The following is a 23352-nucleotide window of genomic DNA, read 5'->3' on the forward strand; positions in this document are numbered from 1 at the left end:
TCAGCCCATAAGGTGGGGCCATGTCGCAGCCCCCGCTCCCCGGCCAAGCGCTCTCCGCCCAGGCCCTCCTCGACCAGGCCCTCGTCGACCAGGCCCTCGTCGAAGAGGCCACCAAGAAGTCCGGGCTCGTCTGGGTCCGGGGCACCGGGCCCGCCAGGGCCCTCTGGCACGTGTGGCTGGACGGTGCCGTGCACCTCGTCGGCGACGGGCCGGGCGAGCAGCCGTTCCCCGGACTCGACGACGGCTCCGTCGCGCAGGTGACCGTACGCAGCAAGGACAAGGGCGGCCGACTGGTTGCCTGGACCGCCGTCGTCAGGGAGCTGGCCGCCGGGACCGAGGAGTGGGAGGCCGCCGTCGCCGAGCTCAAGGGCAAGCGGCTGAACGCCCCCGACGCCGAGCAGCTGACGGAGCGTTGGGCACGCGAGTGCCGGGTCCTGCGGCTCACCCCGCAGGGCGGAACCGAAGCGCTGCCGGAGGGCGATCTGGCCGCCGTACCGCTGCCCTCGTCGGCGACGACGCGTCGGCCGATCCCGGCCGGACTGCCCAAGCTGCTGCTCAAGCGGAAGAGCAAGGGCGAGAACAAGGGCGAGAGCAAGGGCAGGAAGGGCTAGTCGCTCGTCTTCGGGAGCTGGCGGCCGTAGTCGACCGTCAGGTCCTTCGGGGGGCGGGTCAGGGGGAAGTCCTTTTCCCAGTCGGTGAGCTGGACGACGCCCGCGCCGCCCGCGCGGGCCAGGCGCAGGGGGTAGGGCTTCTTTTCGAGGGAGACGTCGAGGGCGCCGCCCTGGCCGTCCTCGCCGCCGACGACCTTGATGGTGCGCATGCCCGCGATCCGCTCGCGGTCGCCCTTGCCGAGGGTGCCGTTGAGGCCGAGGAGGCCGTCGAGGAGGAAGGACTTGTCGGTGAAGCCGCGGAACTGGTCGTACGCCGGGTCGCCCTTGGGCACCTTGACGTACCTGTCCTCCAGCTTGTCCGCCGCCTCCGCGTCCTCCTTCTTGAACTCGGCGCCCGGCTTGGTGGCGTCGTGCCGCCAGAAGTCGGCGCCCGCCTTCATGAAGAGCTCGTCGTCGATGCGCAGCAGCTCGAAGGTGCCGTCCTTGGTGGAGACGGAGCCCGTGCCGCCGGTGTTCTTCAGGCGCATGTTCAGCTTGTACGTGCCACCACGGCTGACGAACGTGCCGGTGAGGCGTACCGCGCCCGCCGCCTTGGCGGTGGCCCGGGCCTTGCCCTCGATCTCGGCGGCGGAGAGCTTGCCGACCCCGTTCGTCCCCTCGTCGGGGTCCTCGCCGCAGCCCGTGAGACCGGCCGCGAGACCGGCGCACACCGCACCGGCGAGTACGGCCCTGCGTGCTCGGGCTGCCGGGGGGAATGCGGTCACGGTCGGCACTGCCTCTCCTTGGGGGATCCGGGGTTCCGGGTCCGGGGTCCGGTTGGCAGAGGGCAGCGTACCCGGGTCGCCCCGGCCCACAGGCAGGCAGCCGTACGGATGCCCGGCGGAGCGTCGTTGATCGTCACGGGCTAGCCTGAAGCCGGTGTCCGGCGTATTTACAGACAAATACTCAAGCGCACGTCGGGAAGCAGCGAGGAGGCGGTCGGCATGGCAGCAGGGGCACCCCGCGTCTTCGTCTCGCACCTGGCCGGAGTGCCGGTCTTCGACCCGAACGGCGACCAGGTGGGACGGGTGCGCGACCTGGTGGCGATGCTGCGGGTGGGGCGCAGGCCCCCTCGGCTGCTGGGGCTGGTCGTGGAGGTCGTCAGCCGACGCCGCATCTTCCTGCCGATGACCCGGGTGACGGGCGTGGAGTCCGGCCAGGTCATCACGACCGGCGTCGTGAACATGCGGCGCTTCGAGCAGCGCCCCACCGAGCGGCTCGTCCTGGGCGAACTGCTCGACCGGCGGGTGCGGCTGGTGGAGGGCGACGAGGAGGTCACCGTCCTCGACGTGGCCATCGCGCAGCTCCCGGCCCGCCGCGACTGGGAGATCGACAAGGTCTTCGTACGCAAGGGGAAGATCGGGGCGCTGCGGAGGAAGGGCGAGACGTTGACCGTCGAGTGGTCGGCGGTCACCGGGTTCTCGCTGGAGGAGCACGGGCAGGGCGCCGAGAGCCTGATCGCCGCGTACGAGCAGCTCCGGCCCACCGACCTCGCCAACGCCCTGCACCACCTCACCCCCAAGCGCCGTGCCGAGGTCGCCTCGGCCCTGGACGACGACCGGCTGGCCGACGTACTCGAAGAGCTGCCGGAGGACGACTCGATCGAGATCCTCGGCAAGCTGAAGGAGGAGCGGGCCGCCGACGTCCTGGAGGCGATGGACCCGGACGACGCGGCCGACCTGCTCTCCGAGCTGCCCGAGGAGGACAAGGAGCGGCTGCTGACGCTGATGCAGCCGGACGACGCGGCCGATGTGCGCAGGCTGCTGTCGTACGAGGAGCGGACGGCGGGCGGTCTGATGACGACCGAGCCGATCGTGCTGCGGCCCGACGCGACGGTGGCCGACGCCCTCGCGCGCGTACGGCAGCAGGATCTGTCGCCCGCGCTGGCGGCGCAGGTGTACGTGTGCCGGCCACCGGACGAGACGCCGACGGGCAAGTACCTGGGCACGGTGCACTTCCAGCGGCTGCTGCGGGAGCCGCCCGGGACGCTGGTGTCGTCGGTGGTGGAGTCCGATCTGCCGCCGCTGTCGCCGGACACCTCGCTGCCCGCCGTGACCAGCTATCTCGCCGCGTACAACATGGTGGCCGCGCCCGTCGTCGACGAGGGCGGCTCGCTGCTGGGCGCGGTGACCGTCGATGACGTACTGGACCACCTGCTGCCGGACGACTGGCGGGAGACGGAGTTCAATCCGGGGGGTGTCGTCGGTGGCCACTAAGCCGGACAGGCCGGGCATGCCGGGCAGGCCGAACAGGACGAGCAAGCAGGGCAGGCCGGTCAGGACCGCCAAGCAGGGCGGTGAGGCCCGGGGTGGTGAGGGCAAGGAGCGCGCGCGGTCCACGACGGGCGCGAGCGCGGTGACGCGCGCCTCACGTGTGCGTCTGGATCAGCCGAAAGCGCCCCGTACCCGACTGCTGCCCGAGTGGGATCCGGAGGCTTTCGGACGGGTTTCGGAGAGAATCGCCCGGTTCCTCGGGACGGGGCGGTTCATCGTCTGGATGACCGCGGTGATCATCCTCTGGGTGCTGTGGAACGTCTTCGCACCCAAGGACCTGCGCTTCGACGAGTTCCCCTTCATCTTCCTGACGCTGGCGCTCTCCCTCCAGGCGTCGTACGCGGCTCCGCTGATCCTCCTCGCGCAGAACCGGCAGGACGACCGCGACCGGGTCACGCACGAGCAGGACCGCAAGCAGAACGAGCGTTCCATCGCCGACACCGAATACCTCACACGGGAGATCGCGGCCCTGCGGATGGGCCTCGGCGAGGTCGCGACCCGCGACTGGATCCGCTCCGAACTCCAGGACCTGGTGAAGGAGTTGGAGGACCGGCGGACCGTATTCCCGGTGGAGCCCGTGAACCGGAGTGACGAAGACGACCGTTGACCGGGCTTCCCGCCGCACGGCCGTGCCGCCGTACTATCGAGTCATGGTTACGGAAGACGCGGTGCGCGAAGCACTGGCGACGGTGAACGACCCCGAGATCCACCGACCGATCACTGAGCTCGGCATGGTCAAATCGGTCGAGATCGGTGCGGACGGAACGGTCGCCGTCGCGGTCTATCTGACCGTCTCCGGCTGCCCGATGCGCGAGACCATCACCAACAACGTGCGCGAGGCCGTCGAGCGGGTGGAAGGCGTCACCGCCGTCACCGTCGAGCTCGACGTGATGAGCGACGAGCAGCGCAAGGAGCTGGCGGGCGCGCTGCGCGGCGGCACCGCCGAGCGCGAAGTGCCCTTCGCCCAGCCCGGTTCGCTGACCCGCGTGTACGCGGTGGCCTCCGGCAAGGGCGGCGTCGGCAAGTCCTCGGTGACGGTCAACCTGGCGGCGGCGATGGCGGCCGACGGGCTCAAGGTCGGCGTCGTCGACGCGGACATCTACGGTCACAGCGTGCCCCGCATGCTGGGCGTGGAGGGACGCCCCACCCAGGTCGAGAACATGATCATGCCGCCGTCGGCGAACGGCGTGAAGGTCATCTCCATCGGCATGTTCACCCCGGGCAACGCCCCGGTCGTGTGGCGCGGCCCGATGCTGCACCGCGCGCTCCAGCAGTTCCTCGCGGACGTGTACTGGGGCGACCTGGACGTGCTCCTGCTGGACCTCCCGCCGGGCACGGGCGACATCGCGATCTCCGTCGCGCAGCTCGTCCCGAACGCCGAGATCCTCGTCGTCACCACACCGCAGCAGGCCGCCGCCGAGGTCGCCGAGCGGGCCGGGTCCATCGCCGTACAGACGCACCAGAAGATCGTCGGTGTCGTCGAGAACATGTCGGGCATGCCGTGCCCGCACTGCGACGAGATCGTCGACGTGTTCGGCACCGGCGGCGGCGAGCGCGTCGCCGAGGGGCTCACCAAGACCACCGGCGCGACCGTCCCCGTGCTGGGCTCCATCCCGATCGACGTACGTCTGCGGGAGGGCGGCGACGACGGCCGTCCCGTCGTCCTGACCGACCCCGAGTCGCCCGCCGGGTCCGCGCTGCGGGCCATCGCGGGGAAGCTGGGCGGCCGGGCGCGCGGGCTGTCGGGGATGTCGCTGGGAATCACGCCGCGCAACAAGTTCTGACACAGTCACAGACGCATGGGTAAGGGGCGGCCTCCTTGAGGCCGCCCCTTACCCATGTGTGCTCAGCCCTCGTACGTGGTGACGTCCTTGACCACGGAGAAGCCCAGGCCGTACGCGCTCATGCCCCGCCCGTACGCACCGATGTGGACGCCGGACCCGGTGGACCCGGCGAGCACCCAGCCGTACTCGGACTCGCGGTAGTGGAACGGCGTCGGCACCCCGTCGACCGGCAGCGAGAGCGCCGACCAGTCGGGACCCTCCAGGTCGTCGGCCAGCTCGAAGGAGACCTCGGTCTGCTGGTCGAGCCAGTTGTCCCGCATCGAGTGGTCGAGCTGCGCGGGCCAGGTCTGCGACAGCAGCCCGGCCCCGGCCAGCCAGGCGGCGGAGGACACCGAGGTGGCCTCCAGCGTGCCCGTGCCGTCGCCGCTGCGGCGCACCGGGGAGGCGGCGACGGTCACCACGACCGCGAACCGCTCCTTGTCGGGGCCCTCCTCGCCGGAGGTCTTTATCGTCGGCTCGTCGCCGTGGCCCAGCGCGCCGTGCTGCACGGTGCCGTCGGCGGCCGTGCCGACCTGCATCAGCCAGCGCGGTCCCGTGAAGGCATCGTCCAGCCCGTACCAGGGGAAGGGGGCGCGCAGATAGCCGTCGACCGTACGCCGGGCTGCCGGAACCCCTTCCGTGGTGGATCCACCGGGCGCACCGGAATTCCCCTGCGCCCCTGCCCGACTCGTCGTCTCCATCTGCCCGGCCGCCTCCTCGATCGTCAACGCCGGTGCGGCCCGCCCCCCTCGGGCGTCCTGCTACCGGACCAGATGGAGAATAGCCAACCCCTGCGGATGCTCAGGTCGTGTCGGGGTCGAACACCGGGCGTGCCTCCTTGCGGAGGTTCGCCGGGGCCGGGGCCTCGGGCTTCTTCGTCAGGTCCGCCTTGGGCGTCTCCGACGCCTCCGGCCCGTCGGAAGGCGTCCGCGACGTCGGCCGCGCCTTGCCGTTCACCACGTCCGTGACTTCCTGAAGCTCCCCGCGCAGGTCGAAGCTCTCGCGGATCTCCTTCAGCCCGAGATCGTCGCCCCCGTGCTCCGCCAGCTGCTTGCGTACGAAGTTCTTCGGGTTGAGGTCCTCGAACTCGAAGTCCTTGAACTCCGGCCCCAGCTCGCTGCGGATGTCGTGCTTCGCGCTCTCCGAGAACTCCCGGATCTTGCGGATGAAGCGGGTGGCGTCCTGGATCAGCTTGGGCAGCTTGTCCGGGCCGAAGATGAGCACGGCGAGCACCGCGAGCGTCAACAGCTCCAGTCCGCCTATGTCTGTGAACACCTTGCAGCTCCTTGGATTCTCCGGGCGCGTTCCACGGTACCCGCCCCAGCTGTCCGGACGGTACCTTCAGGTGACACCCATCTGCCGCCCACAGGGCCGTTCGGCTTCGCACGGCCCCGCCGCCCCGGGGCTCCCGGGCGGCGGACCCGTGCTGCGGCGTATGTCAGGAATCCCCCGCGGAGCCCAGCACCAGCGTCACGTCCCGCTCCTTGCCGTCGCGTTCCACGGTCAGCCCCATCCGCTCCCCCGGCCGACGCGACCGGATCTTGACGATCAGTTCCTCGCCGCTGTGCACCCGCTGCCCGTCGATCTTGGTGATGACGTCGCCCGGCTTGATCCCGGCCTTGGCGCCGGGGCCGTTCGGCGTGACCGCCGGGGCGTCGTCGGCCCCCTTCGCACCGACCTTCGCGCCGTCGCCCGTGAACTTCATGTCGAGCGAGACGCCGATCACCGGGTGGGTGGCCTTGCCCGTGCTGATCAGTTCCTCGGCGACGCGCTTCGCCTGGTTGATCGGGATCGCGAAGCCGAGGCCGATGCTCCCGGCCTGGCCGCCGTCGAGGCCGCCGTTGTCGGAGCCCCGGATGGCGCTGTTGACGCCGATCACCCGGGCCTGCGAGTCGACGAGCGGCCCGCCGGAGTTGCCGGGGTTGATCGGGGCGTCGGTCTGGAGGGCGTCGACGTAGCTGACGTCGCTGCCGTCGCCCTTCTCGCCGCCCGCCGTGATGGGCCGCTGCTTGGCGCTGATGATGCCCGCGGTGACCGTGTTCTGGAGGTCGAAGGGCGCGCCGATCGCCACCACGGGGTCACCCACGCGGACGTTGTCCGAGTTGCCGAGCGGCAGCGGCTTCATCCCGGAGACACCGGTGACCTTCACGACGGCGAGGTCGTAGCCGCTGTCCTTGCCGACCAGCTTGGCCCTGGCGGTCTCGCCGCTGCTGAAGGTGAGGGAGATGACGCCGTTGGTACCGGCGGGATCCACGACGTGGTTGTTGGTGAGGATGTGGCCCTTGCTGTCGAGCACGAACCCGGTGCCGGTGCCCTTGCCGCTGCTGCCGCTGACGTGCAGGGTGACGACGCTGGGCAGGGCACTGGCCGCGATGCCCGCGACGGTGTCGGGGGCGCGGTCGGTGGGTGCCTTGCCGGACTGCGGCAGCCGTACGGAACCGCCGCCGAAGCCGTCGTTGCGTTCGACGTACGCCCCCACGCCGCCGCCGATCCCGCCCGCCACCAGGGCGATCACCAGCGCCCCGACGAACATTCCGCCGCGCCGCCGCTTCCTGGGCGGCTCGCCCGCGTACGTCAGCGCCTGCGGCGGAGCGGCGCTCCACGGGTCGTACTGGAGCCACTGCGACTCCGGGTACGTCGGCGGAGCACCGGGACTCGACGCGGGCTGCGGGGCACCGGGGTGCTGGGCGGGCCCGGCGTACGGGTGTGGGTGTGGGTGCGGCTGCGGCTGCGCGGCGGGCTGCTGCGGTACGGGCGGGCGCGCCGCCGGTGGGGCGGGGTGGGGCACGGGCGGCGCCCGATGCGGCACCGGTGGAGCCTGCGGGGCCTGAGGGGCCTGGGGGACCTGTGCGGTCTGCGATGTGGGGAGCGGTCCCCGCTCGTCGCCGAACCCCGGCGGTACGTGGAGGTCCTCGGCGGGAGTCGGCCGCTGCACCGGGGGTGCGGGCGCCCAGGGCCCAGGACCGCCGTACGGAGGTGTGCCGTACGGATCGGGGTCGTGCAGGGGCTTCGCCCGTCCTTCGCCGAAACCGCCACCCTGGGGTGCTTCGGCAGGCTCGGGGTCGCCCTGTCCGGCGGCGGACCGGCCGGTGCCGGGCGTCTCGAAGGGGTTTTCCGGCGTCGGGTCCGGCAAGGCGGCCGACCGCTCCCCCGTCTCCGACTCCGGTATCCGGTCCTGCGGTTCGTCCGCCGGGAGGCCCGGCCCGCCCGGGGGCGCGGCGGCGTCCGGCTGCGGGGCCTCCGCGTCCGGCCGCGTACCGGGGCCGTGCTCCGGCGCCGCAGGGGCCGGGTCCCGGAACTCCGGCTCGGCCGGGCCCGCTTCCGGGTCCGCCACGGGGTCGGGCCTCCCCTGCGCGGGGCGGCTCCACCACTTCGCCCGTGGTCCGGCGGGCTTGCCCTCGTCCATGCTCTCCCCGCAACTGCCCATGGCCCGTACCGCGATCCGTGCCGAACCGCGACGGGAACCCGTCTCCGCGCCCGTGGCGGGCACCCCTTCCCTGGATTCAACCAGGTTTGCGAGGGCGCGCGCAGAGTGCGGTCGGCTCGCGGGTCAGCGACTGCGCGAAACGGAGAGCTCGGGCGTCGGCGGTGCGGCCAGCTGGCCGGGAGCGGAGGGCGTCGACGGCGTCGCCGAGGGCGAAGGCGTCGGCGCCTGGCGTATCAGCGGGAGCGCGTACGAGGCGTCCGTGAGCGGGACGGGGAAGACCCGCAGCCCCCGGTCCCACCGGCCCTGACCGCGCAGCGAACCCTGCGGCCGGTTCGGCTGGGCGCCGGGCGGATGCGCCGCCAGTCCCGTGCCGTGCGGAACGGGGGGTGCGGCGGCGGTGCCCGCACGGTTGCCCGAGGTGGCGGACAGCAGTGTCGCGCTGCCCGCACCGGTGAAGCTGCTGCCCGAGCCGACGCTGGTCGCGCCGCCCTGGCGGCGGCTGCTGTCCGTGCCGCTCGCCGGGGTCGCGGCCCGGGTCGGGACGAACCCGCCCGCCCGCTCGCCCCTGGCGGTGGGGTTGTTGGTGGTCTCCGCGGGAAGCGCTCCGCCGAGTGCGATGGCGGCCAGGGACACCGCGCTCGCCGCGGCGAACGCGAACCTGCGCGGCCTGCGCCCCGTACGCTCGCTCTCCGGTCTGCCGACCTCGTGGATGCGGAAGCCCCGGTCACGGGAGGGCTCGGGCAGGACACCCGGGTGCGCGCCCTCGGGCTCGTACCCGATCCGGCTGCCGAAGCCGAGCGGCTGGTCGGCAGAGAAAACGCCGAAGGCCGCGCCCTCGCCGAATCTTCTGCGCCCCGGCGGTCCGCCGCCCTGCCCGTCGTCGTCATCGGTGCCGTCGGACAGGCCCTGGAGCCTGGCCAGGAAGCCCGCTGAGGGCGCAGGGGGGGCGCTGTGCGCGAAGACGTCCTTCAGCCTGCGCTGTGCGTCGGCCTCGGCCTTGCACTTCGCGCAGGTCGCCAGGTGGGCCAGGACCCGCTCGCGCGAGTCGTGCCCGAGTTCGCCGTCCACCAGGGCGGCGAGCCGGTCCCCGAGGTGCTGCTCCGCCGGGGTGGGCCGGGATCCGCTCACCCGAGCCCCCCCTCTCCGGCCGGAGCGGGCACGATCGGCAGCCCGGCGCCCACGGAGGCCAGCGCACGCTGCTCCGCACGGGCCTGGGGGGAGCGGTGCTTGAGCGCCTTGCGCAGGTGGGAGCGGCCGCGGTGGATGCGGCTGCGGACCGTACCGAGCTTGACGCCGAGGGTGGCGGCGATCTCCTCGTACGACAGTCCCTCGATGTCGCAGAGCACGACGGCGGCACGGAACTCGGGCGCGAGGGTGTCCAGCGCCTGCTGCACGTCCGCGTCGAAGTGGGTGTCCTGGAACGCCTGCTGGGGCGACGGATCGCGGCTGGGCAGCCGCTCCGCCGCGTCGTCGCCGAGCGAGTCGAAGCGGATGCGCTGCTTGCGGCGCACCATGTCCAGGAAGAGGTTGGTCGTGATCCGGTGCAGCCAGCCCTCGAAGGTGCCGGGCGTGTACGTCGACAGCGAGCGGAAGACCCGGACGAAGACTTCCTGGGTCAGGTCCTCCGCGTCGTGCTGGTTGCCCGTCAGACGGTAGGCCAGCCGGTAGACGCGGGTGCTGTGCGTGCTGACGATCTCCTCCCAGGTGGGAGGCGTCCACGTCTCCTCCGCGTCCGAGAAGTCAGCGAAGGTCGCCGTGGGGGCCACGGAGGTGGAGGTCGAACGGTCAGCGGTGTCGGTCACGGATTTCGGCTCGCCCGCAGACCTGAAGAAGCGCTTCAGCACTCCTCCCCGATCACCGGCCGCAGCCGCACCTCCCCTGTCGGCTCTGGTGGTGTCCAGTGGAGCCCCTACCATAACCACCTCGCCCGTTAGCTCCGGATAAGAGTCTTTGCGTGAATTTTGGGACCCTTGCCGGTCCCGCTCACCGTGATCCATCTGTTCCCCCTGTGCCCTCCTAACGACCGGTCCCATCTGCGAGTTCCCGACTCCAGCGGATACAGTCACCGTTGCGCCAACTACGGGGACAGGAGAGGGTCATTACCGCCAACCGGCAGACGAGCTGGGCGTTCGCCGACGCCTACGTCGCCGAGGACGACACTCTGCGCTGGGCCCGGGACCGGGCCCGGGACGCGGGCGTCCCCTCGGTGTCCCCGGGCACCGGTGCAGCGCTGCGCCTGCTGGCCGGGACGGCGGACGCCAAGGCCGTCGCCGAAATCGGTACGGGCACGGGCGTGTCCGGCATCTACCTGCTGCACGGGATGCGTCCGGACGGCGTGCTGACCACCGTCGACCTGGAGCCCGAGCGGCAGGGTTTCGCCAAGCAGGCGTTCCGCTCGGCGGGCTTCGCCGGGAACCGGGCCCGCTTCATCCCCGGCCGCGCCCTGGACGTACTGCCCCGCCTCGCGGACGGCGGGTACGACCTCGTCTTCTGCGACGGCGACCGGCTGGAGTCCCTGGACTATCTCGCTGAATCGTTGCGGCTGCTGCGACCTGGCGGTCTGGTGTGCTTCGAGGGCGTCTTCGCGGACGGCCGCACGGTGGACTCCGCCGCCCAGCCCGCCGAGGTGCTGCGGCTGCGCGAGCTGCTGCGCACGGTGCGCGAGTCGACGGAGCTGACGTCCTCGCTGCTGCCGGTGGGCGACGGTCTGCTGTGCGCGGTGCGCAGGGGCTGACGGGCCCCGCTCCGGCCCCGGAACGCACCACTGCCCCGGTGACACGCTCGCGCGTGGCCGGGGCAGTGGAGAGATGTAGAGCGCTATTCCGCCTTCAGGCGTTAGCCGACGACCTTCTTCAGGGCGTCGCCGAGTGCATCGGCCTCGTCCGGAGTCAGCTCGACGACAAGTCGTCCGCCGCCTTCGAGCGGAACGCGCATGACGATGCCCCGCCCCTCCTTGGTCACCTCGAGCGGGCCGTCGCCCGTCCGCGGCTTCATGGCCGCCATGCTCGTTCCCCTTCCTGAAACCAGCTCACGCAGCCGACAACCCAGGTGTCACCGGCATCGAACACACTGCTTCCAGGCCATTATCCCGCATCGCAGGACCCAATGACCAACATCGGTTCGCATCGCTTGCGCAACGCGCAGCCGCAAAACCACTCAATTCGGCGATCCAACTGCGATACTTCGCCGCTTCGCACCTCTCCCGGACGTCTTTTTGTTTGACGCAGGTCACATGTGCAGCGTCCGAGATCTCCGCCATGCTGGCCTGTGCATGCCGATTTTCCGCTGTCGGGAGCTGCTCAGCGCTCCTGGGAGCTGCGCAGACTTCACAGAAGTTCCGAGATCTTTCACGAGGGGACCGACGATGGCCGACACCGTGCTCTACGAGGTGACCGACGGACTCGCGACGATCACGCTCAATCGTCCCGACGCCATGAACGCGATGAACACCGAGGCCAAGGTCGCCCTGCGGGAAGCGGTGCGGGCCTCGGCCTCGGACCCGGCGGTGCGGGCGGTGCTGCTGACGGCCACCGGGCGGGCGTTCTGCGTCGGCCAGGACCTCAAGGAGCACATCTCCTCGCTGACCGCGGACCGCGAGGCCGGTACCGGCACCACCATGAGCACCGTGCGGGAGCACTACAACCCGGTGATCCGGGACCTCACCGAGATGCCGAAGCCGGTCGTCGCGGCGGTCAACGGGGCCGCGGCGGGTGCGGGCCTCGGTTTCGCGCTCGCCGCCGACTACCGGATCGTCTCGGAGGGCGCCGTCTTCAACACGTCCTTCGCCGGGGTCGCGCTGACCGCGGACTCGGGCGTGTCCTGGACGCTGCCCCGGCTGATCGGGCACGGACGGGCCGCCGACCTGCTGCTCTTCCCGCGCTCGATCAGCGCGCAGGAGGCGTTCGAGCTGGGCATCGCGAACCGGGTGGTGGCCGCCCCCGCTCTCGCCGCCGAGGCGACGGCCGTCGCGCGCTCGCTCGCGGAGGGGCCGACGGTCGCGTACGCCGCGCTGAAGGCGTCGCTGGCGTACGGGTCGTCGCACGGCCTCTTGGAGACGCTGGAGAAGGAGGACGAGCTCCAGACGCGGGCGGGCGCGTCGGAGGACCACGCGATCGCGGTGCAGGCGTTCATCGACAAGGCGCGGCCGAAGTACCTGGGTCGCTGAACCCTCCCCTCCGGTCGGGCGCGGTGACACGGCTCGGGCGGGGTTACGAGCCGCCGCCCCGGGCGACGCAGTCGACGAGGTGGTCGTCGACCAGGCCGCACGCCTGCATCAGGGCGTACGCCGTGGTCGGGCCGACGAAGCGGATGCCGCGCTTCTTGAGGTCCTTGGCGAGTGCCGTCGACTCCGGGGTGACGGCGGGCAGGTCCGCGAGCGTGCGGGGCGCGGGGCGGCCCGCCGGGTCCGGGGCGTGCGACCAGACGAGGCGGTCGAGGTCGCCGTCGGGCCACTCGGCGAGGACGCGTGCGTTCGCGAGGGTGGCCTCGATCTTCGCGCGGTTGCGGATGATGCCGGGGTCGGCGAGGAGGCGGGCCGCGTCGGCGTCGGTGAACTCGGCCACCTTCGCGATCTCGAAGCCGGAGAAGGCCGTACGGAAGCCCTCGCGGCGGCGCAGGATCGTCAGCCAGGACAGGCCGGACTGGAACGCCTCCAGGCAGAGGCGCTCGTACAGTGCGTCGTCGCCGTGGACCGGGCGGCCCCACTCCGTGTCGTGGTACGCCGTGTAGTCCTCGGTGGCCAGGCCCCAGGGACAGCGGAGGGCGCCGTCCGCGCCGGGAACGGCTCCGGGTGCGGCGGAGGTCATGAGCGGGGCTCCTCGGGGGCGGGGGGCGCGTCCTGGGGTTCCTGGGACTGGTGCGGCTGCGGTGGTTCCTGGGGCTGAGGTGTCTCCTGAGGCACCTGCTGCGGCTGCGGTGTCTCCTGAGGCTTCTGCTGCGGCTGCCGCGCCTCGGGCGCCGGGGGTTCCGCCCGCTTCGTGAAGGGGTTCGGGCCGCCCGCCGTGGCGGCCTGCGCGCCCGCGAGCGCGGACTCCAGCTCGGCGATGCGGGAGTCCCGCTCCGCCAGTTCCGCACCGACCCGGCCCAGTACGTCGTCGACGTCCGCCATCCGGTAGCCCCGGGCGGCCAGCGGCAGCCGCAGCGACTCGATGTCCGCGCGGCCGATCGGACGGGTCAGGGGCAGCGGGTCCACCAGGTGGTCGGGGGCGGCCTCCGGCAGCGGCCCCTCGCCGCCGCCGCCGACGACGGCGAGCGTCACGGCGGCGACCACCACCACCATCGCCAAGAGCAAGAACCAGAACACCAGCGTCTCCCCGGGCACGGACCTGAACAGTACGGAAACCTTGCGGTCCTGATCGTGCCATGCGGGTGTGACAGTCCACGGCCTCGGGAGCAATAGGGCGTGGATCAGCGAGCGGCGTCATGTGGCTTCGAATCCAAGGCGAAGGAGGGAGGGATGGCGGAGCCATCGCGACTGACGACAACGCCGGAGGCGGAGTCGCAGGGCGCCGGGAGCCCACGCGCTATTGCTCCCGAGGCCGTAAGGTCGCAGACGGCCTCATCAGGGCCGCCACAGGTCCGTGACGAGGAGGAACTTGCAGATGCTGCGGCTGGGACGGCGTGTTTTCGGGACCCACGAGCCGGTGATCATGGCGATCGTGAACCGCACCCCGGACTCCTTCTACGACCAGGGAGCCACCTTCCGCGACGAGCCCGCGCTCGCCCGCGTCGAGCAGGCGGTGTCCGAGGGCGCCGCCATCATCGACATCGGCGGGGTCAAGGCGGGGCCGGGCGAGCACGTGAGCGCCGAGGAGGAGGCGCGGCGGACCGTCGGGTTCGTGGCAGAGGTGCGCACGAGGTATCCCGATGTCGTGATCAGTGTCGACACCTGGCGGCACGAAGTCGGCGAGGCCGTGTGCGAGGTCGGGGCGGATCTGCTCAACGACGCCTGGGGCGGCGTCGATCCGAAGCTGGCAGAGGTCGCGGCGCGGTACGACGTCGGGCTGGTGTGCACGCACGCGGGCGGGGCCGAGCCTCGTACGCGACCGCACCGGGTGACGTACGACGACGTCATGGCGGACATTCTGGACGTCACGGTGGGGCTGGCGGAGCGGGCCGTGGAACTGGGGGTGCGGCGGGACGCGATCATGATCGATCCGGGGCACGACTTCGGGAAGAACACCCGGCACAGCCTGGAGGCGACGCGGCGGCTCGGGGAGATGGCGGACACCGGGTGGCCCGTGCTCGTGTCCCTGTCCAACAAGGACTTCGTCGGGGAGACGCTGGACCGGCCGGTCAAGGAGCGGATCATCGGGACGCTGGCGACGACGGCGGTGTCGGCGTGGCTGGGGGCGCAGGTGTACCGGGTGCACGAGGTGGCGGAGACGAAGCAGGTGCTGGACATGGTGGCCTCGATCGCGGGCCACCGGCCCCCGGCGGTCGCCCGCCGGGGCCTGGCGTAGCACCCGGGGCGCGAAGGCGGGGGGCCCGCGCCGTGACGGGCCCCCGCCCCGGACCTACTTGCCCGTCTCCTTCGACACCAGGGCCACCGCCTCGTCCACGTCGTCCGTGACGTGGAAGAGGAGGAGGTCCTTCTCGGACGCCTTGCCCTGCGCGATCACCGTGTCGCGGAGCCAGTCCACCAGACCGCCCCAGTACTCCGTCCCGAAGAGCACGATCGGGAAGCGGGTCACCTTCTGGGTCTGGACCAGGGTGAGCGCCTCGAAGAGCTCGTCGAGGGTGCCGAAGCCACCGGGGAGCACCACGAAGCCTTCGGCGTACTTGACGAACATCGTCTTGCGGACGAAGAAGTAGCGGAAGTTGACCCCGATGTCGACGTGCGGGTTGAGGCCCTGCTCGAAGGGCAGCTCGATGCCGAGGCCGACCGAGACGCCCTTCGCCTCGCGGGCGCCCTTGTTGGCCGCCTCCATCGCCCCCGGGCCGCCGCCCGTGATCACCGCGAAGCCCGCGTCGACCAGGGCACTGCCGAGGCGGACGCCCGCTTCGTACTCGGGAGTGCCCTCGGGAGTGCGGGCGGAACCGAAGACGCTGATGGCGCTGGGGAGTTCGGCGAGCGCGCCGAAGCCCTCGACGAACTCCGACTGGATGCGCATGACCCGCCAGGGGTCCGTGTGGACCCACTCCGAGTCGCCCTCCGTGTCCAGGAGGCGCTGGTCCGTGGTGCCGGGCTGGACCTGGTCCCGGCGGCGCAGGACCGGGCCGAGCCGCTGCTCCTCGGGCGTCCGTCCCTCTTCAGGATGCGTCATGCCGTGCTCCCTTCGCTGCCGTACGTTGTCCGGTCAGGGTAGGTCCACAGATGTGACGAATGATGAAATTCAGTCCGTCAGCCAGGCGTGGAGTCGTTCTTCGCCCTGAAGGATCCTGGCCACCTCGACGCGCTCGTCCCGCTTGTGGGCGAGGAGCGGGTCGCCGGGGCCGTAGTTCACGGCGGGGACGCCCAGCGCGCTGAAGCGGGCGACGTCCGTCCAGCCGAACTTCGGGTTGGCCTTGCCGCCGACGGCCTCCATGAACGCCCGGGCCGCCGGGTGCGAGAGGCCGGGGAGGGCCGCCGGGGAGTGGTCGTCGACGACGAGGGAGGCGATGTCGCAGTCGGCGAAGGTCTCGCGGACGTGCGCGAGGGCCTCTTCCGGGGAAAGGTCGGGGGCGTAGCGGTAGTTGACCGTGACCGAACAGGCGTCGGGGATGACGTTGTTGGCGACGCCCGCCTCGACGCGGACCGCGTTGAGGCCCTCGTGGTACTCCAGGCCGTCGATCACCGGGCGGCGCGGTTCGTAGGCGGCCAGCGTGGTCAGAATCGGCGCGATCTTGTGGATGGCGTTGGAGCCCATCCAGCTGCGTGCGGAGTGGGCGCGCTCGCCCGTGGTGTGCAGGATGACGCGCAGGGTGCCCTGGCAGCCGCCCTCGACCTCGCCGTAGGAGGGTTCGAGGAGGACCGCGAAGTCGGCGGCGAGCCAGTCGGGGTGGGCCTCGGCGACGTGGCCGAGGCCGTTGAGGTGGGCGGCCACCTCTTCGTTGTCGTAGAAGACGAAGGTCAGGTCGCGGTTGGGGGCGGGGACGGTGGCCGCGATGCGCAGCTGGAGCGCGACGCCCGCCTTCATGTCGCTGGTGCCGCAGCCCCACAGGACGCCGTCCTCGTCCAGGCGGGAGGGGACGTTGTCGGCGATGGGGACGGTGTCGATGTGTCCGGCGAGGACGACGCGTTCGGCGCGGCCGAGGTGCGTACGGGCGACGACGTTGTTGCCGTGGCGGTCGACCGTGAGGTGGGGGAGGGCGCGGAGGGCCTGCTCGATGGCGTCGGCGAGGGGCTTCTCGTCGCCGCTTTCGGAGCGGAAGTCGACGAGCTGGGCGGTGACGGCGGCGGCGTCAACGGTGAGGTCGAGGGAGGTGTCGGGCATGCCGTCGACCCTAACGGGGCGGTGGGCCGGGCATGCGGGCTCCAGTACCTTGGGGCTGTGTCCCAGCACTCCGCTTCCGCCGCGTCCTCCCCCTCCTCCCCGTTCCGCCGCCGCGCCGTCCGCATCGGTGCGGGCGTCGCCGTGCTCGTGGCGGTGGCCGGGTACGTGACGGTGCAGTTCTTCGCCGGAGACCAGGGCTCCACGCGCTGTTCCGTACGGGGCCAGGACGTCAGCGGTGCGAACGGTTCCCGGTACGACCTGACCGCCGAGCAGGCCGTCAACGCGGCGACCATCTCCTCCGTGGGTACCGCGCGCGGCATGCCCGAGCGCGCCGTGACCATCGCGCTCGCCACCGCCCTCCAGGAGTCGGCGCTGCGCAACATCCGGCACGGCGACCGGGATTCGCTCGGGCTGTTCCAGCAGCGGCCCTCGCAGGGGTGGGGCACGGAGAAGCAGATCCTCGACCCCGCGTACTCGGCCGGGCGCTTCTACCAGCACCTCACCGAGGTGCCCGGGTACTCGCGGCTGCCGCTGACCGTGGCCGCCCAGCGCGTGCAGAAGAGCGGGTTCCCGCAGGCGTACGCCAAGCACGAGCCGGACGCCGCCCTGCTGGCCTCGGCCCTCACCGGCCGGACGCCCGCGTCCCTGACGTGCGAGACCCGCCGGGGCGGCGACGATGGCACGCCGGGCGATCCCGCGAAGGTACGGGAGCGCCTCGTGCGGGACTTCGGCGCCGGGGTCCTCCCCCGGGAAGCGCGGGGCGCCCGGGACCGGGGGGCCACCGCCGGGGCGGGGGCGCAGGACGCGCGCACCCTCGTCGTGCCCGTGTCCCCCGCTCCGTCCGCGCCCGCATCCGCAGGTGCCCCGGCCGCCGAATCCGCGCCTCGGCAGCGGGGTTGGACGCTGGCCCACTGGGCGATGGCGCACTCCGCCGAACTGCGCGTCGCCCGCATCACGTACGCGGGCCGCGAGTGGCGCACCACGGAGGCGGCGAAGGGGTGGCAGCGCGTTCCGGAGGGCCGGGCGGGGGCGGACGACGTGCGGATCACCACGTCCCCGTAACGCGCCCCTCACCGGACGAACAACCGATAACGGGCAGATCACTCCCAGGTCAAGGCCGGGTCACCGATCGAACATCGGGCGATCACGCGTCCACCCCGTCCCTCGAAGGGGGCTGCCCGGGCCTCTCGCACCCGGATGGCGGGGCACCCGTCCCCACCTCGGGATCCGTCCGTGAATTCCCTTGGGAATCAAGGGAAGTGGGCGTCTTCGGCGGCTGCCGGATGCTTCTCGTTTGCCCGTTTATATCCATACCGGACCATGTACCGCCTTGCGAACTCTTTACCTTGGCCCACCGCAACCTCCCCCGCCCTCCGAGCGGTTGTCATGGCGTCCGATCGCCGGACAGACAGCGTCTCAACGTCTTCTCCCGCTAAGGAGCACCATGTCCCTCCCCCTGGCTCGCCGGATCGCCCGCGCCGCTCTCATCAGTGCCGCAGGCGCCGCCTCCGTGATCGGTGCGACCGGCTCCGCCAGCGCGGTCGACCTCCCGGCCGCCCCGAACCTCGGTGGCCTGACCGCGCTGGACGGCGCCGGTCTCGGCGACACCGTCGACGGCGCGTCGCAGAAGGCGTCCAACGTGGCGGGCGACACCAGCAGCGCTGCCGTCAAGAAGGCCGTCCCGGCCGCCGGAAAGACCGTCGGCAAGGCGGGCAAGACCGCCACCCCCGCCGCCCAGAAGGCCGCCGGTGACGTCGCAGGAAGCGCCGGCGAGGTGCTCGGCGAGACCGCCAAGACCGCCACGGACGGCGGCCTGCCGACCGGTGGCCTGCCCACCGGCGGTCTGCCCACCGGTGGCGGCCTGCCGGGCGCCGGCACCCTGCCCGTCCAGGGCCTGCCCCTCGGCTGAGCACACCGCGACACGTCCCGCTGTACGCGAAGGGGCCCCGGGAGTCACGAACTCCCGGGGCCCCTTCGTCTGCGCGGGGAAGGACCTCAGGCGGTCAGCCGTGCCACCGCTGCGGCGACCCGCTCGTCCGTGGCCGTGAAGGCGACGCGGACGAACTCCGCGCCCGCCTCCCCGTAGAAGTCGCCCGGCGCGACCAGGATGCCCAGCTCGGCGAGGTGGGCGACGGTCCGCCAGCAGTCCTCGTCGCGGGTGACCCACAGGTAGAGGCTGGCCTCGCTGTGCTCGACGCGGAAGCCGTGCGCGAGAAGGGCCGTGCGCAGGGCCGTGCGGCGGGCCGCGTAGCGCTCCCGCTGCTCGGCCACGTGCGCGTCGTCGCCGAGGGCGGCGACCGTGGCGGCCTGCACCGGGGCGGCGGTCATCATGCCGCCGTGCTTGCGGATCTGGAGCAGGTCGCCGAGTACGGCCTCGTCGCCCGCGACGAAGGCGGCCCGGTAGCCCGCCAGGTTGGAGCGCTTGGAGAGGGAGTGGACCGCGACGAGCCCGGTGAGCGGGCCGCCGCAGACGTCCGCGTGCAGGACGGAGACCGGGTCGGCCTCCCAGCCCAGCTCCAGGTAGCACTCGTCGGCGACGACGAGGATGTCGTGCTCGCGCGCCCAGGTGACGATCCGGGTCAGCTCGCCCTTGCCGATGACCCTGCCGGTCGGGTTGGACGGCGAGTTGAGCCACAGGAGCTTGACGCGGGCCGGGTCCAGGTCCGTGGTCGGGTCGTCGTAGACGACGGCCTCGGCGCGGGCCAGGCGCGCGCCGACCTCGTACGTCGGGTAGGCGAGGCGGGGGAAGGCGACCTGGTCGCCGGGGCCCAGACCCAGCTGGGTGGGCAGCCAGGCGACGAGTTCCTTGGAGCCGACCACCGGGAGGACGTTGGTGTGCTGGACGCCGCGGGCGCCCAGGCGTCGCTCCACCCACTCCACCAGCGCGTCGCGCAGCGCGACCGTGCCCCACACCGTCGGATAGCCGGGCGAGTCGGCGGCGGCGACCAGCGCCTTCTGGATCAGCTCGGGAACCGGGTCGACGGGGGTGCCGACGGAGAGGTCCACGATGCCGTCGGGGTGCGCCTGGGCCGTCTGCTTGTACGGCTCCAGCTTGTCCCAGGGAAAGGTGGGGAGCCGGTCGGTGACTGTGGACACGATGCGGATCACTTTCTCGTACGTACACGGACGGATCGGGCGGTGCCGGGAAACGCCTCGGTCCCGTACGGCAGCGAAGGCCGTACGGGACCGGGGGCGACGCTCAATGGCCGCCTGACCGCCTACTGGTTCTGCGGCGGCAGGGCGGCGATGAACGCGTGGTCGCGCTCGATCAGGCCCAGCTTGGAGGCACCACCGGGCGAACCGAGCTCGTCGAAGAACTCGACGTTCGCCTTGTAGTAGTCCTTCCACTCCTCCGGAGTGTCGTCCTCGTAGAAGATCGCCTCGACCGGGCAGACCGGCTCACAGGCACCACAGTCGACGCATTCGTCCGGGTGGATGTACAAGGACCGGGAGCCCTCGTAGATGCAGTCGACCGGGCACTCCTCGATGCACGCCTTGTCCTTGACGTCGACACAAGGCTGCGCGATGACGTAGGTCACGCTGTCGTTCCTCCTCGATAGGGCGCGGCGGGCCGAGCTTCTCCGGCTCCGTCCACGGGCGCGCGGGAGCGCGGCGTCGTGCGATGCCCGCACCTAGTATCTCCGTTCCCGGGCACGATCCGAACAGGAGGGGTGGACAGAGCTGTGGAATTCACTGCCGGCGGACAACTTGAGGTACGGCTGACACCGGGTGACGTGGGCAAACGGGTATCAGTCCGGCGTCTGACCGGGGACTCTGCACCCGGCGCCCGGTTCGCGGACGTGGTCGGGGTGCTCACGTCCTGGCACGACGGTGTGCTGTCGATCACACGAAAGAATGGTGAGACGGTACGGGTCGACGCGGCGGAACTGGTGGCCGCGAAGGTCGTGCCCGCCGCCCCGGCCAGGCGGCGCGGCCCCGCCGCGACCTTCGCCGAACTCGCGGCGGTGACGGCGCGGGCGTGGCAGCCGGTGGAGAGCGAGCGGCTGGGCGGGTGGACGCTGCGGGCCTCGAACGGCTTTACGCGGCGGGCCAATTCGGTGCTGCCGCTCGGGGAACCCGGGGTTCCGACGGGCGATGCGCTGGCGTACGTACGCGACTGGTATGCGCGGCGGGGACTTCCGGCGTACGTCCAGGTGGCCACCGGGGCCGAGGGTACGCAGGAGGCCCTGGGAGCGGAACTGGCTTCGTACGGCTGGCAGTTGGACGTGTCCGCGCAGGTGCGGATCGCGGCGCTCGCCCCGGTCGGCGACCTGGACGCGGGCCCGGCGGAGGCGGACGTGGTGCTGGCGCGGCATGCGGACGCGGCGTGGCTGTCGCGCTACCAGCGCTTCGAGGCACCGGGTCCCGAGGTGGAGAAGGTGCTGGGGAGCGGGCCCTCGGTGTGGTTCGCGACCGTGCCGGGAGAGGCGGGGCAGCCGCCCGCCGCGATCGGGCGGTGCGTGGTCGACGGGCGGTGGGCCGGGTTCGCGGCCGTCGAGGTCGATCCGGCGCACCGGCGGCGGGGGCTGGCCTCGGCGGTCATGGCCGTACTGGCGCGCAAGGCGCTGGACGAGGGGGCGTCGGCGGCGTGGCTCCAGGTGGAGGCCGACAACGAAGGGGCGCGTGCGCTGTACGACGGGATGGGGTTCGCGACCCATCACAGCTACCACCACTACCGGACCGCGTAGAGCGGGTACGAGGCTTTCATGGACGAGGCAGCAGGCAGGAACTCCGGCGGTGAACTGCCGGACTGGCAGGCGCAGTTCCGCGACGAGGTGCGGGCGCGGCAGCCCGATCTGGCGACGCTGTGCCTCCTGATCGGCGCGGTCGGGGATCCGTCGCTCGGGCAGGCCGGGATCGACGAGGCGCAGATCGAACTGGACCGGCTGGCGGGGCTGTTGCCGTTCCGCCCGGCCGGACCCCGGTCGTGGGCGACGGCGCTGGCGGAACTGCTGGGCGCGCGCTGCGGGTTCCAGGGCACGCCCGGCGACTATCAGCGGCTGGACTCCTCGCTGCTCCCGGCGGTGCTGAAGCGGCGCAGGGGGCTGCCGATCCTGCTGTCGGTGGTGTGGATGGAGGTGGCCAGGCGGGCCGGGGCCCCGGTGTACGGGGTGGCGCTGCCGGGGCATTTCGTGGTGGCGTTCGGGGAGCCGGGCGAGCAGGTGCTGGTGGACCCCTTCAACGGGGGGCGGCTGCTGACCGGGGCGGATGCGGAGCTGCTGGTGGCGGGGGCCACCGGGGAGCCGCTGGACGCTTCGATGCTGCGGGCGGCCGATCCGCTGGACATCGTGATGCGGATGCTGAACAACATCAGGGCGTGGGCGGCGGCGCGGCCCGAGCGCAGTGATGTGCAGCTGTGGGCGGTGGAGTTGGCGCTGCTGCTGCCCGCCCATCCGGCGCGACTGCGTTACGAGAAGGCGCAACTGCGGGTCCAGCGGGGTGACTTCCTCGGCGGGGCGGCGGAGCTGGAGGAGTACGCGGACGTGGTGGAGGCGGTGGAGCCGATGTCCGCGGAGGCGATCAGGGGGCGGGCCAGGGCGGCCCGGGCCCGCCTCAACTGATCGTCAGGACCTACCACGTGGCTCCGGCGACCTGGCGGGTGGTGGCGTTGAGCCGGTTGAAGAGGTTGCTGACGCCGATCCACAGGGTGATCCCGGCGAGCTGCTTCTCGTCGTAGTGCTTGGCGGCCTCGTTCCAGACCTCGTCGGACACCGGATCGGGGCGGTCGGCGAGGCGGGTGGCGGACTCGGCGAGGTCCAGGGCGGCGCGCTCGGCGTCGGTGAAGTACGGGGCGTCGCGCCAGACGGCGACGGAGTCGAGGCGCTCCTCGGTCTCCCCGGACTTGCGGGCGCTCGCCGCGCCGCCGACGACGCAGACGCCGCACCCGTTGATCTGGCTGATGCGCAGGTGGATCAGCTCCATCGTGGACTCCGGGACGCCGCCCTTACGGGCCGCCTTCATGACGGAGAGGATGGCGGGGTACGCCTCGGGGATGATCGTGGCGGGGTTGGCCATACGGGCTTCCACAACGGGCTCCTTGGGGGTTCGCGGGGCGCTCGCTTGCGCCCGCACCCGTATGACGGAGCCCGCGACGGAAGTGTGACCGGTCCCGGAAGGAATCTTCGGGAGGAGGATTCCGGCTCCCTAGAGCCAGCCCTTCTCGCGGGCCACGCCGACCGCTTCGGCCCGGTTGCGGGTGGCCAGCTTCTGGATGGCGGTGGAGAGGTAGTTGCGCACGGTGCCCTGGGAGAGGTGGAGGGCGGCGGCGATCTCCGCGTTGGTGGACCCGTCGGCGGCGGCGCGCAGCACCTCGCGTTCGCGGTCGGTGAGCGGGTTGGCCCCGCCCGCGAGCGCGGCGGCGGCCAGGGTGGGATCGATGACCCGCTCCCCCGCGAGGACCCTGCGGATCGCGTCGGCGAGCTGGGCGGCCGGGGCGTCCTTCACCAGGAACGCGACCGCGCCCGCCTCCATGGCCGTACGCAGGTGGCCGGGGCGGCCGAAGGTGGTGAGGACGACGACCTTCACCTCGGGGAGCTGCGCGGTCAGTTGGGCGGCGGCCTCGATGCCGGTCGCGCCGGGCATCTCGATGTCGAGGAGGGCCACGTCGACGGGGGTCGCACGGGCCGCCGCCAGCACCTCGTCGCCGCGCGCCACCTGGGCGACGACCTCGAAGTCGTGCTCCAGGCCGAGGAGCGCGGCGAGCGCCTCGCGGACCATCGACTGGTCCTCGGCGAGCAGGAGCCGGATGCCGGCGGTGCTGGTCAT

At 72.1% G+C, this 23352-nt stretch carries 26 protein-coding genes; 11 read left to right on the forward strand and 15 right to left on the reverse strand.

All coding sequences use genetic code 11. The features are described from left to right. Nucleotides 1–20 precede the first annotated feature (20 nt). Nucleotides 21–611 (forward strand): hypothetical protein, encoded by a 591-nt coding sequence (locus OG897_RS23445; protein ID WP_266659161.1) that lies wholly within the window; start codon nt 21–23, stop codon nt 609–611. Here the strand turns inward: OG897_RS23445 and OG897_RS23450 are convergent. Further along, nucleotides 608–1375, reverse strand: coding sequence for a hypothetical protein (locus tag OG897_RS23450; RefSeq protein ID WP_266659162.1), 768 nt, complete (start codon nt 1373–1375; stop codon nt 608–610). The genes OG897_RS23445 and OG897_RS23450 overlap by 4 nt on opposite strands. A 219-nt stretch (nt 1376–1594) precedes the next feature. On the opposite strand from OG897_RS23450, the gene OG897_RS23455 reads away from it, so the two are divergent. The 3 genes from OG897_RS23455 to OG897_RS23465 are packed head-to-tail and all read left to right on the forward strand — an operon-like array spanning nt 1595 to nt 4707. Continuing rightward, on the forward strand, nt 1595–2866 hold the full coding sequence (locus OG897_RS23455; protein ID WP_266659163.1) for a CBS domain-containing protein: 1272 nt from the start codon (nt 1595–1597) through the stop codon (nt 2864–2866). Next, nucleotides 2856–3530 (forward strand): DUF1003 domain-containing protein, encoded by a 675-nt coding sequence (locus OG897_RS23460; protein WP_266659164.1) that lies wholly within the window; start codon nt 2856–2858, stop codon nt 3528–3530. Before OG897_RS23455 ends, OG897_RS23460 begins: the two co-directional genes overlap by 11 nt. Before the next feature lie 43 nt (nt 3531–3573). Then, nucleotides 3574–4707 carry an Mrp/NBP35 family ATP-binding protein gene (locus OG897_RS23465; protein WP_266659165.1) on the forward strand — a complete coding sequence of 378 codons (1134 nt, stop codon included), beginning with the start codon at nt 3574–3576 and terminating at the stop codon, nt 4705–4707. Nucleotides 4708–4769: 62 nt separating this feature from the next. On the opposite strand, the gene OG897_RS23470 is transcribed toward OG897_RS23465, so the two are convergent. From OG897_RS23470 to sigE, 5 genes are all read right to left on the reverse strand, one after another. Then, complete coding sequence (locus tag OG897_RS23470; protein WP_266659166.1) at nt 4770–5447, reverse strand: hypothetical protein; 678 nt, start codon at nt 5445–5447, stop codon at nt 4770–4772. A gap of 100 nt (nt 5448–5547) precedes the next feature. Then, a complete protein-coding gene (locus tag OG897_RS23475) occupies nt 5548–6021 on the reverse strand; it encodes a sec-independent translocase (RefSeq protein ID WP_266659167.1) in 474 nt (157 codons plus the stop codon). 163 nt (nt 6022–6184) lie between these two features. Beyond that, complete coding sequence (locus tag OG897_RS23480) at nt 6185–8152, reverse strand: S1C family serine protease (RefSeq protein WP_266660435.1); 1968 nt, start codon at nt 8150–8152, stop codon at nt 6185–6187. Nucleotides 8153–8296: 144 nt separating this feature from the next. Continuing rightward, the gene (locus OG897_RS23485) at nt 8297–9301 is read right to left on the reverse strand and encodes an anti-sigma factor (RefSeq protein ID WP_266659168.1); all 1005 of its coding nucleotides are present in this window, start codon (nt 9299–9301) and stop codon (nt 8297–8299) included. After that, entirely contained in the window at nt 9298–10089 is a 792-nt protein-coding gene (sigE, locus tag OG897_RS23490; protein WP_266659169.1) for an RNA polymerase sigma factor SigE, read from the reverse strand. Before sigE ends, OG897_RS23485 begins: the two co-directional genes overlap by 4 nt. A 152-nt stretch (nt 10090–10241) precedes the next feature. On the opposite strand from sigE, the gene OG897_RS23495 reads away from it, so the two are divergent. Then, nucleotides 10242–10907 carry an O-methyltransferase gene (locus OG897_RS23495; protein ID WP_266659170.1) on the forward strand — a complete coding sequence of 222 codons (666 nt, stop codon included), beginning with the start codon at nt 10242–10244 and terminating at the stop codon, nt 10905–10907. A 101-nt stretch (nt 10908–11008) separates the two neighbouring features. Here OG897_RS23495 and OG897_RS23500 read toward each other — a convergent pair whose 3' ends face one another. Then, nucleotides 11009–11176, reverse strand: a complete 168-nt coding sequence (locus OG897_RS23500) for a DUF3117 domain-containing protein (RefSeq protein ID WP_003966491.1) — start codon at nt 11174–11176, stop codon at nt 11009–11011. 361 nt (nt 11177–11537) lie between these two features. Between OG897_RS23500 and OG897_RS23505 the strand changes: the two genes are divergently transcribed. Continuing rightward, a complete protein-coding gene (locus OG897_RS23505) occupies nt 11538–12338 on the forward strand; it encodes an enoyl-CoA hydratase/isomerase family protein (protein WP_266659171.1) in 801 nt (266 codons plus the stop codon). 43 nt (nt 12339–12381) lie between these two features. On the opposite strand, the gene OG897_RS23510 is transcribed toward OG897_RS23505, so the two are convergent. Further along, nucleotides 12382–12978: a DNA-3-methyladenine glycosylase I gene (locus tag OG897_RS23510; protein ID WP_266659172.1), complete on the reverse strand. Its 597-nt coding sequence runs from the start codon at nt 12976–12978 to the stop codon at nt 12382–12384. Then, on the reverse strand, nt 12975–13475 hold the full coding sequence (locus tag OG897_RS23515) for a DivIVA domain-containing protein (protein WP_266660436.1): 501 nt from the start codon (nt 13473–13475) through the stop codon (nt 12975–12977). The genes OG897_RS23510 and OG897_RS23515 overlap by 4 nt, the downstream gene beginning before the upstream one ends. Nucleotides 13476–13773: 298 nt before the next feature. Here OG897_RS23515 and folP point away from each other — a divergent pair, with 298 nt between their 5' ends. After that, nucleotides 13774–14634 (forward strand): dihydropteroate synthase, encoded by an 861-nt coding sequence (gene folP / locus OG897_RS23520; RefSeq protein ID WP_266659173.1) that lies wholly within the window; start codon nt 13774–13776, stop codon nt 14632–14634. A gap of 54 nt (nt 14635–14688) precedes the next feature. Here folP and OG897_RS23525 read toward each other — a convergent pair whose 3' ends face one another. Together OG897_RS23525 and dapE are read right to left on the reverse strand one after the other, a co-directional pair. Then, nucleotides 14689–15438 carry a TIGR00730 family Rossman fold protein gene (locus OG897_RS23525; RefSeq protein ID WP_266659174.1) on the reverse strand — a complete coding sequence of 250 codons (750 nt, stop codon included), beginning with the start codon at nt 15436–15438 and terminating at the stop codon, nt 14689–14691. 69 nt (nt 15439–15507) lie between these two features. Then, nucleotides 15508–16587, reverse strand: coding sequence for a succinyl-diaminopimelate desuccinylase (dapE, locus tag OG897_RS23530; RefSeq protein WP_266659175.1), 1080 nt, complete (start codon nt 16585–16587; stop codon nt 15508–15510). Between the two features lie 57 nt (nt 16588–16644). Here dapE and OG897_RS23535 point away from each other — a divergent pair, with 57 nt between their 5' ends. Continuing rightward, complete coding sequence (locus OG897_RS23535) at nt 16645–17649, forward strand: hypothetical protein (protein ID WP_266659176.1); 1005 nt, start codon at nt 16645–16647, stop codon at nt 17647–17649. Nucleotides 17650–18031: 382 nt separating this feature from the next. Further along, a complete protein-coding gene (locus OG897_RS23540; protein WP_266659177.1) occupies nt 18032–18496 on the forward strand; it encodes an ATP-binding protein in 465 nt (154 codons plus the stop codon). Nucleotides 18497–18582: 86 nt separating this feature from the next. Here OG897_RS23540 and dapC read toward each other — a convergent pair whose 3' ends face one another. Together dapC and fdxA are read right to left on the reverse strand one after the other, a co-directional pair. Next, nucleotides 18583–19683, reverse strand: a complete 1101-nt coding sequence (gene dapC / locus OG897_RS23545) for a succinyldiaminopimelate transaminase (protein WP_266659178.1) — start codon at nt 19681–19683, stop codon at nt 18583–18585. Nucleotides 19684–19805: 122 nt separating this feature from the next. Continuing rightward, nucleotides 19806–20126 carry a ferredoxin gene (fdxA, locus tag OG897_RS23550; RefSeq protein WP_030573070.1) on the reverse strand — a complete coding sequence of 107 codons (321 nt, stop codon included), beginning with the start codon at nt 20124–20126 and terminating at the stop codon, nt 19806–19808. Nucleotides 20127–20270: 144 nt separating this feature from the next. Between fdxA and OG897_RS23555 the strand changes: the two genes are divergently transcribed. After that, complete coding sequence (locus OG897_RS23555; protein ID WP_266659179.1) at nt 20271–21275, forward strand: GNAT family N-acetyltransferase; 1005 nt, start codon at nt 20271–20273, stop codon at nt 21273–21275. 18 nt (nt 21276–21293) lie between these two features. Next, nucleotides 21294–22148, forward strand: coding sequence for a transglutaminase-like domain-containing protein (locus tag OG897_RS23560; protein WP_266659180.1), 855 nt, complete (start codon nt 21294–21296; stop codon nt 22146–22148). Between the two features lie 10 nt (nt 22149–22158). On the opposite strand, the gene OG897_RS23565 is transcribed toward OG897_RS23560, so the two are convergent. Continuing rightward, nucleotides 22159–22614: a carboxymuconolactone decarboxylase family protein gene (locus OG897_RS23565; RefSeq protein ID WP_266659181.1), complete on the reverse strand. Its 456-nt coding sequence runs from the start codon at nt 22612–22614 to the stop codon at nt 22159–22161. Nucleotides 22615–22731: 117 nt separating this feature from the next. Then, on the reverse strand, nt 22732–23352 hold the full coding sequence (locus tag OG897_RS23570; RefSeq protein WP_266659182.1) for a response regulator transcription factor: 621 nt from the start codon (nt 23350–23352) through the stop codon (nt 22732–22734).

This window comes from Streptomyces sp. NBC_00237 (genome assembly GCF_026342435.1).
GTDB lineage: Bacteria > Actinomycetota > Actinomycetes > Streptomycetales > Streptomycetaceae > Streptomyces.

What these genes read in the sequence shown, in the direction of transcription:
- OG897_RS23445 (WP_266659161.1), top strand. Translation starts at nt 21, where the DNA reads ATGTCGCAGCCCCCGCTCCCCGGCCAAGCGCTCTCCGCCCAGGCCCTC.
- OG897_RS23455 (WP_266659163.1), top strand. Translation starts at nt 1,595, where the DNA reads ATGGCAGCAGGGGCACCCCGCGTCTTCGTCTCGCACCTGGCCGGAGTG.
- OG897_RS23465 (WP_266659165.1), top strand. Translation starts at nt 3,574, where the DNA reads ATGGTTACGGAAGACGCGGTGCGCGAAGCACTGGCGACGGTGAACGAC.
- OG897_RS23470 (WP_266659166.1), bottom strand. Translation starts at nt 5,447, where the DNA reads ATGGAGACGACGAGTCGGGCAGGGGCGCAGGGGAATTCCGGTGCGCCC.
- OG897_RS23480 (WP_266660435.1), bottom strand. Translation starts at nt 8,152, where the DNA reads ATGGACGAGGGCAAGCCCGCCGGACCACGGGCGAAGTGGTGGAGCCGC.
- sigE (WP_266659169.1), bottom strand. Translation starts at nt 10,089, where the DNA reads ATGGTAGGGGCTCCACTGGACACCACCAGAGCCGACAGGGGAGGTGCG.
- OG897_RS23500 (WP_003966491.1), bottom strand. Translation starts at nt 11,176, where the DNA reads ATGGCGGCCATGAAGCCGCGGACGGGCGACGGCCCGCTCGAGGTGACC.
- OG897_RS23505 (WP_266659171.1), top strand. Translation starts at nt 11,538, where the DNA reads ATGGCCGACACCGTGCTCTACGAGGTGACCGACGGACTCGCGACGATC.
- OG897_RS23510 (WP_266659172.1), bottom strand. Translation starts at nt 12,978, where the DNA reads ATGACCTCCGCCGCACCCGGAGCCGTTCCCGGCGCGGACGGCGCCCTC.
- folP (WP_266659173.1), top strand. Translation starts at nt 13,774, where the DNA reads ATGCTGCGGCTGGGACGGCGTGTTTTCGGGACCCACGAGCCGGTGATC.
- OG897_RS23525 (WP_266659174.1), bottom strand. Translation starts at nt 15,438, where the DNA reads ATGACGCATCCTGAAGAGGGACGGACGCCCGAGGAGCAGCGGCTCGGC.
- dapE (WP_266659175.1), bottom strand. Translation starts at nt 16,587, where the DNA reads ATGCCCGACACCTCCCTCGACCTCACCGTTGACGCCGCCGCCGTCACC.
- OG897_RS23540 (WP_266659177.1), top strand. Translation starts at nt 18,032, where the DNA reads ATGTCCCTCCCCCTGGCTCGCCGGATCGCCCGCGCCGCTCTCATCAGT.
- OG897_RS23560 (WP_266659180.1), top strand. Translation starts at nt 21,294, where the DNA reads ATGGACGAGGCAGCAGGCAGGAACTCCGGCGGTGAACTGCCGGACTGG.
- OG897_RS23570 (WP_266659182.1), bottom strand. Translation starts at nt 23,352, where the DNA reads ATGACCAGCACCGCCGGCATCCGGCTCCTGCTCGCCGAGGACCAGTCG.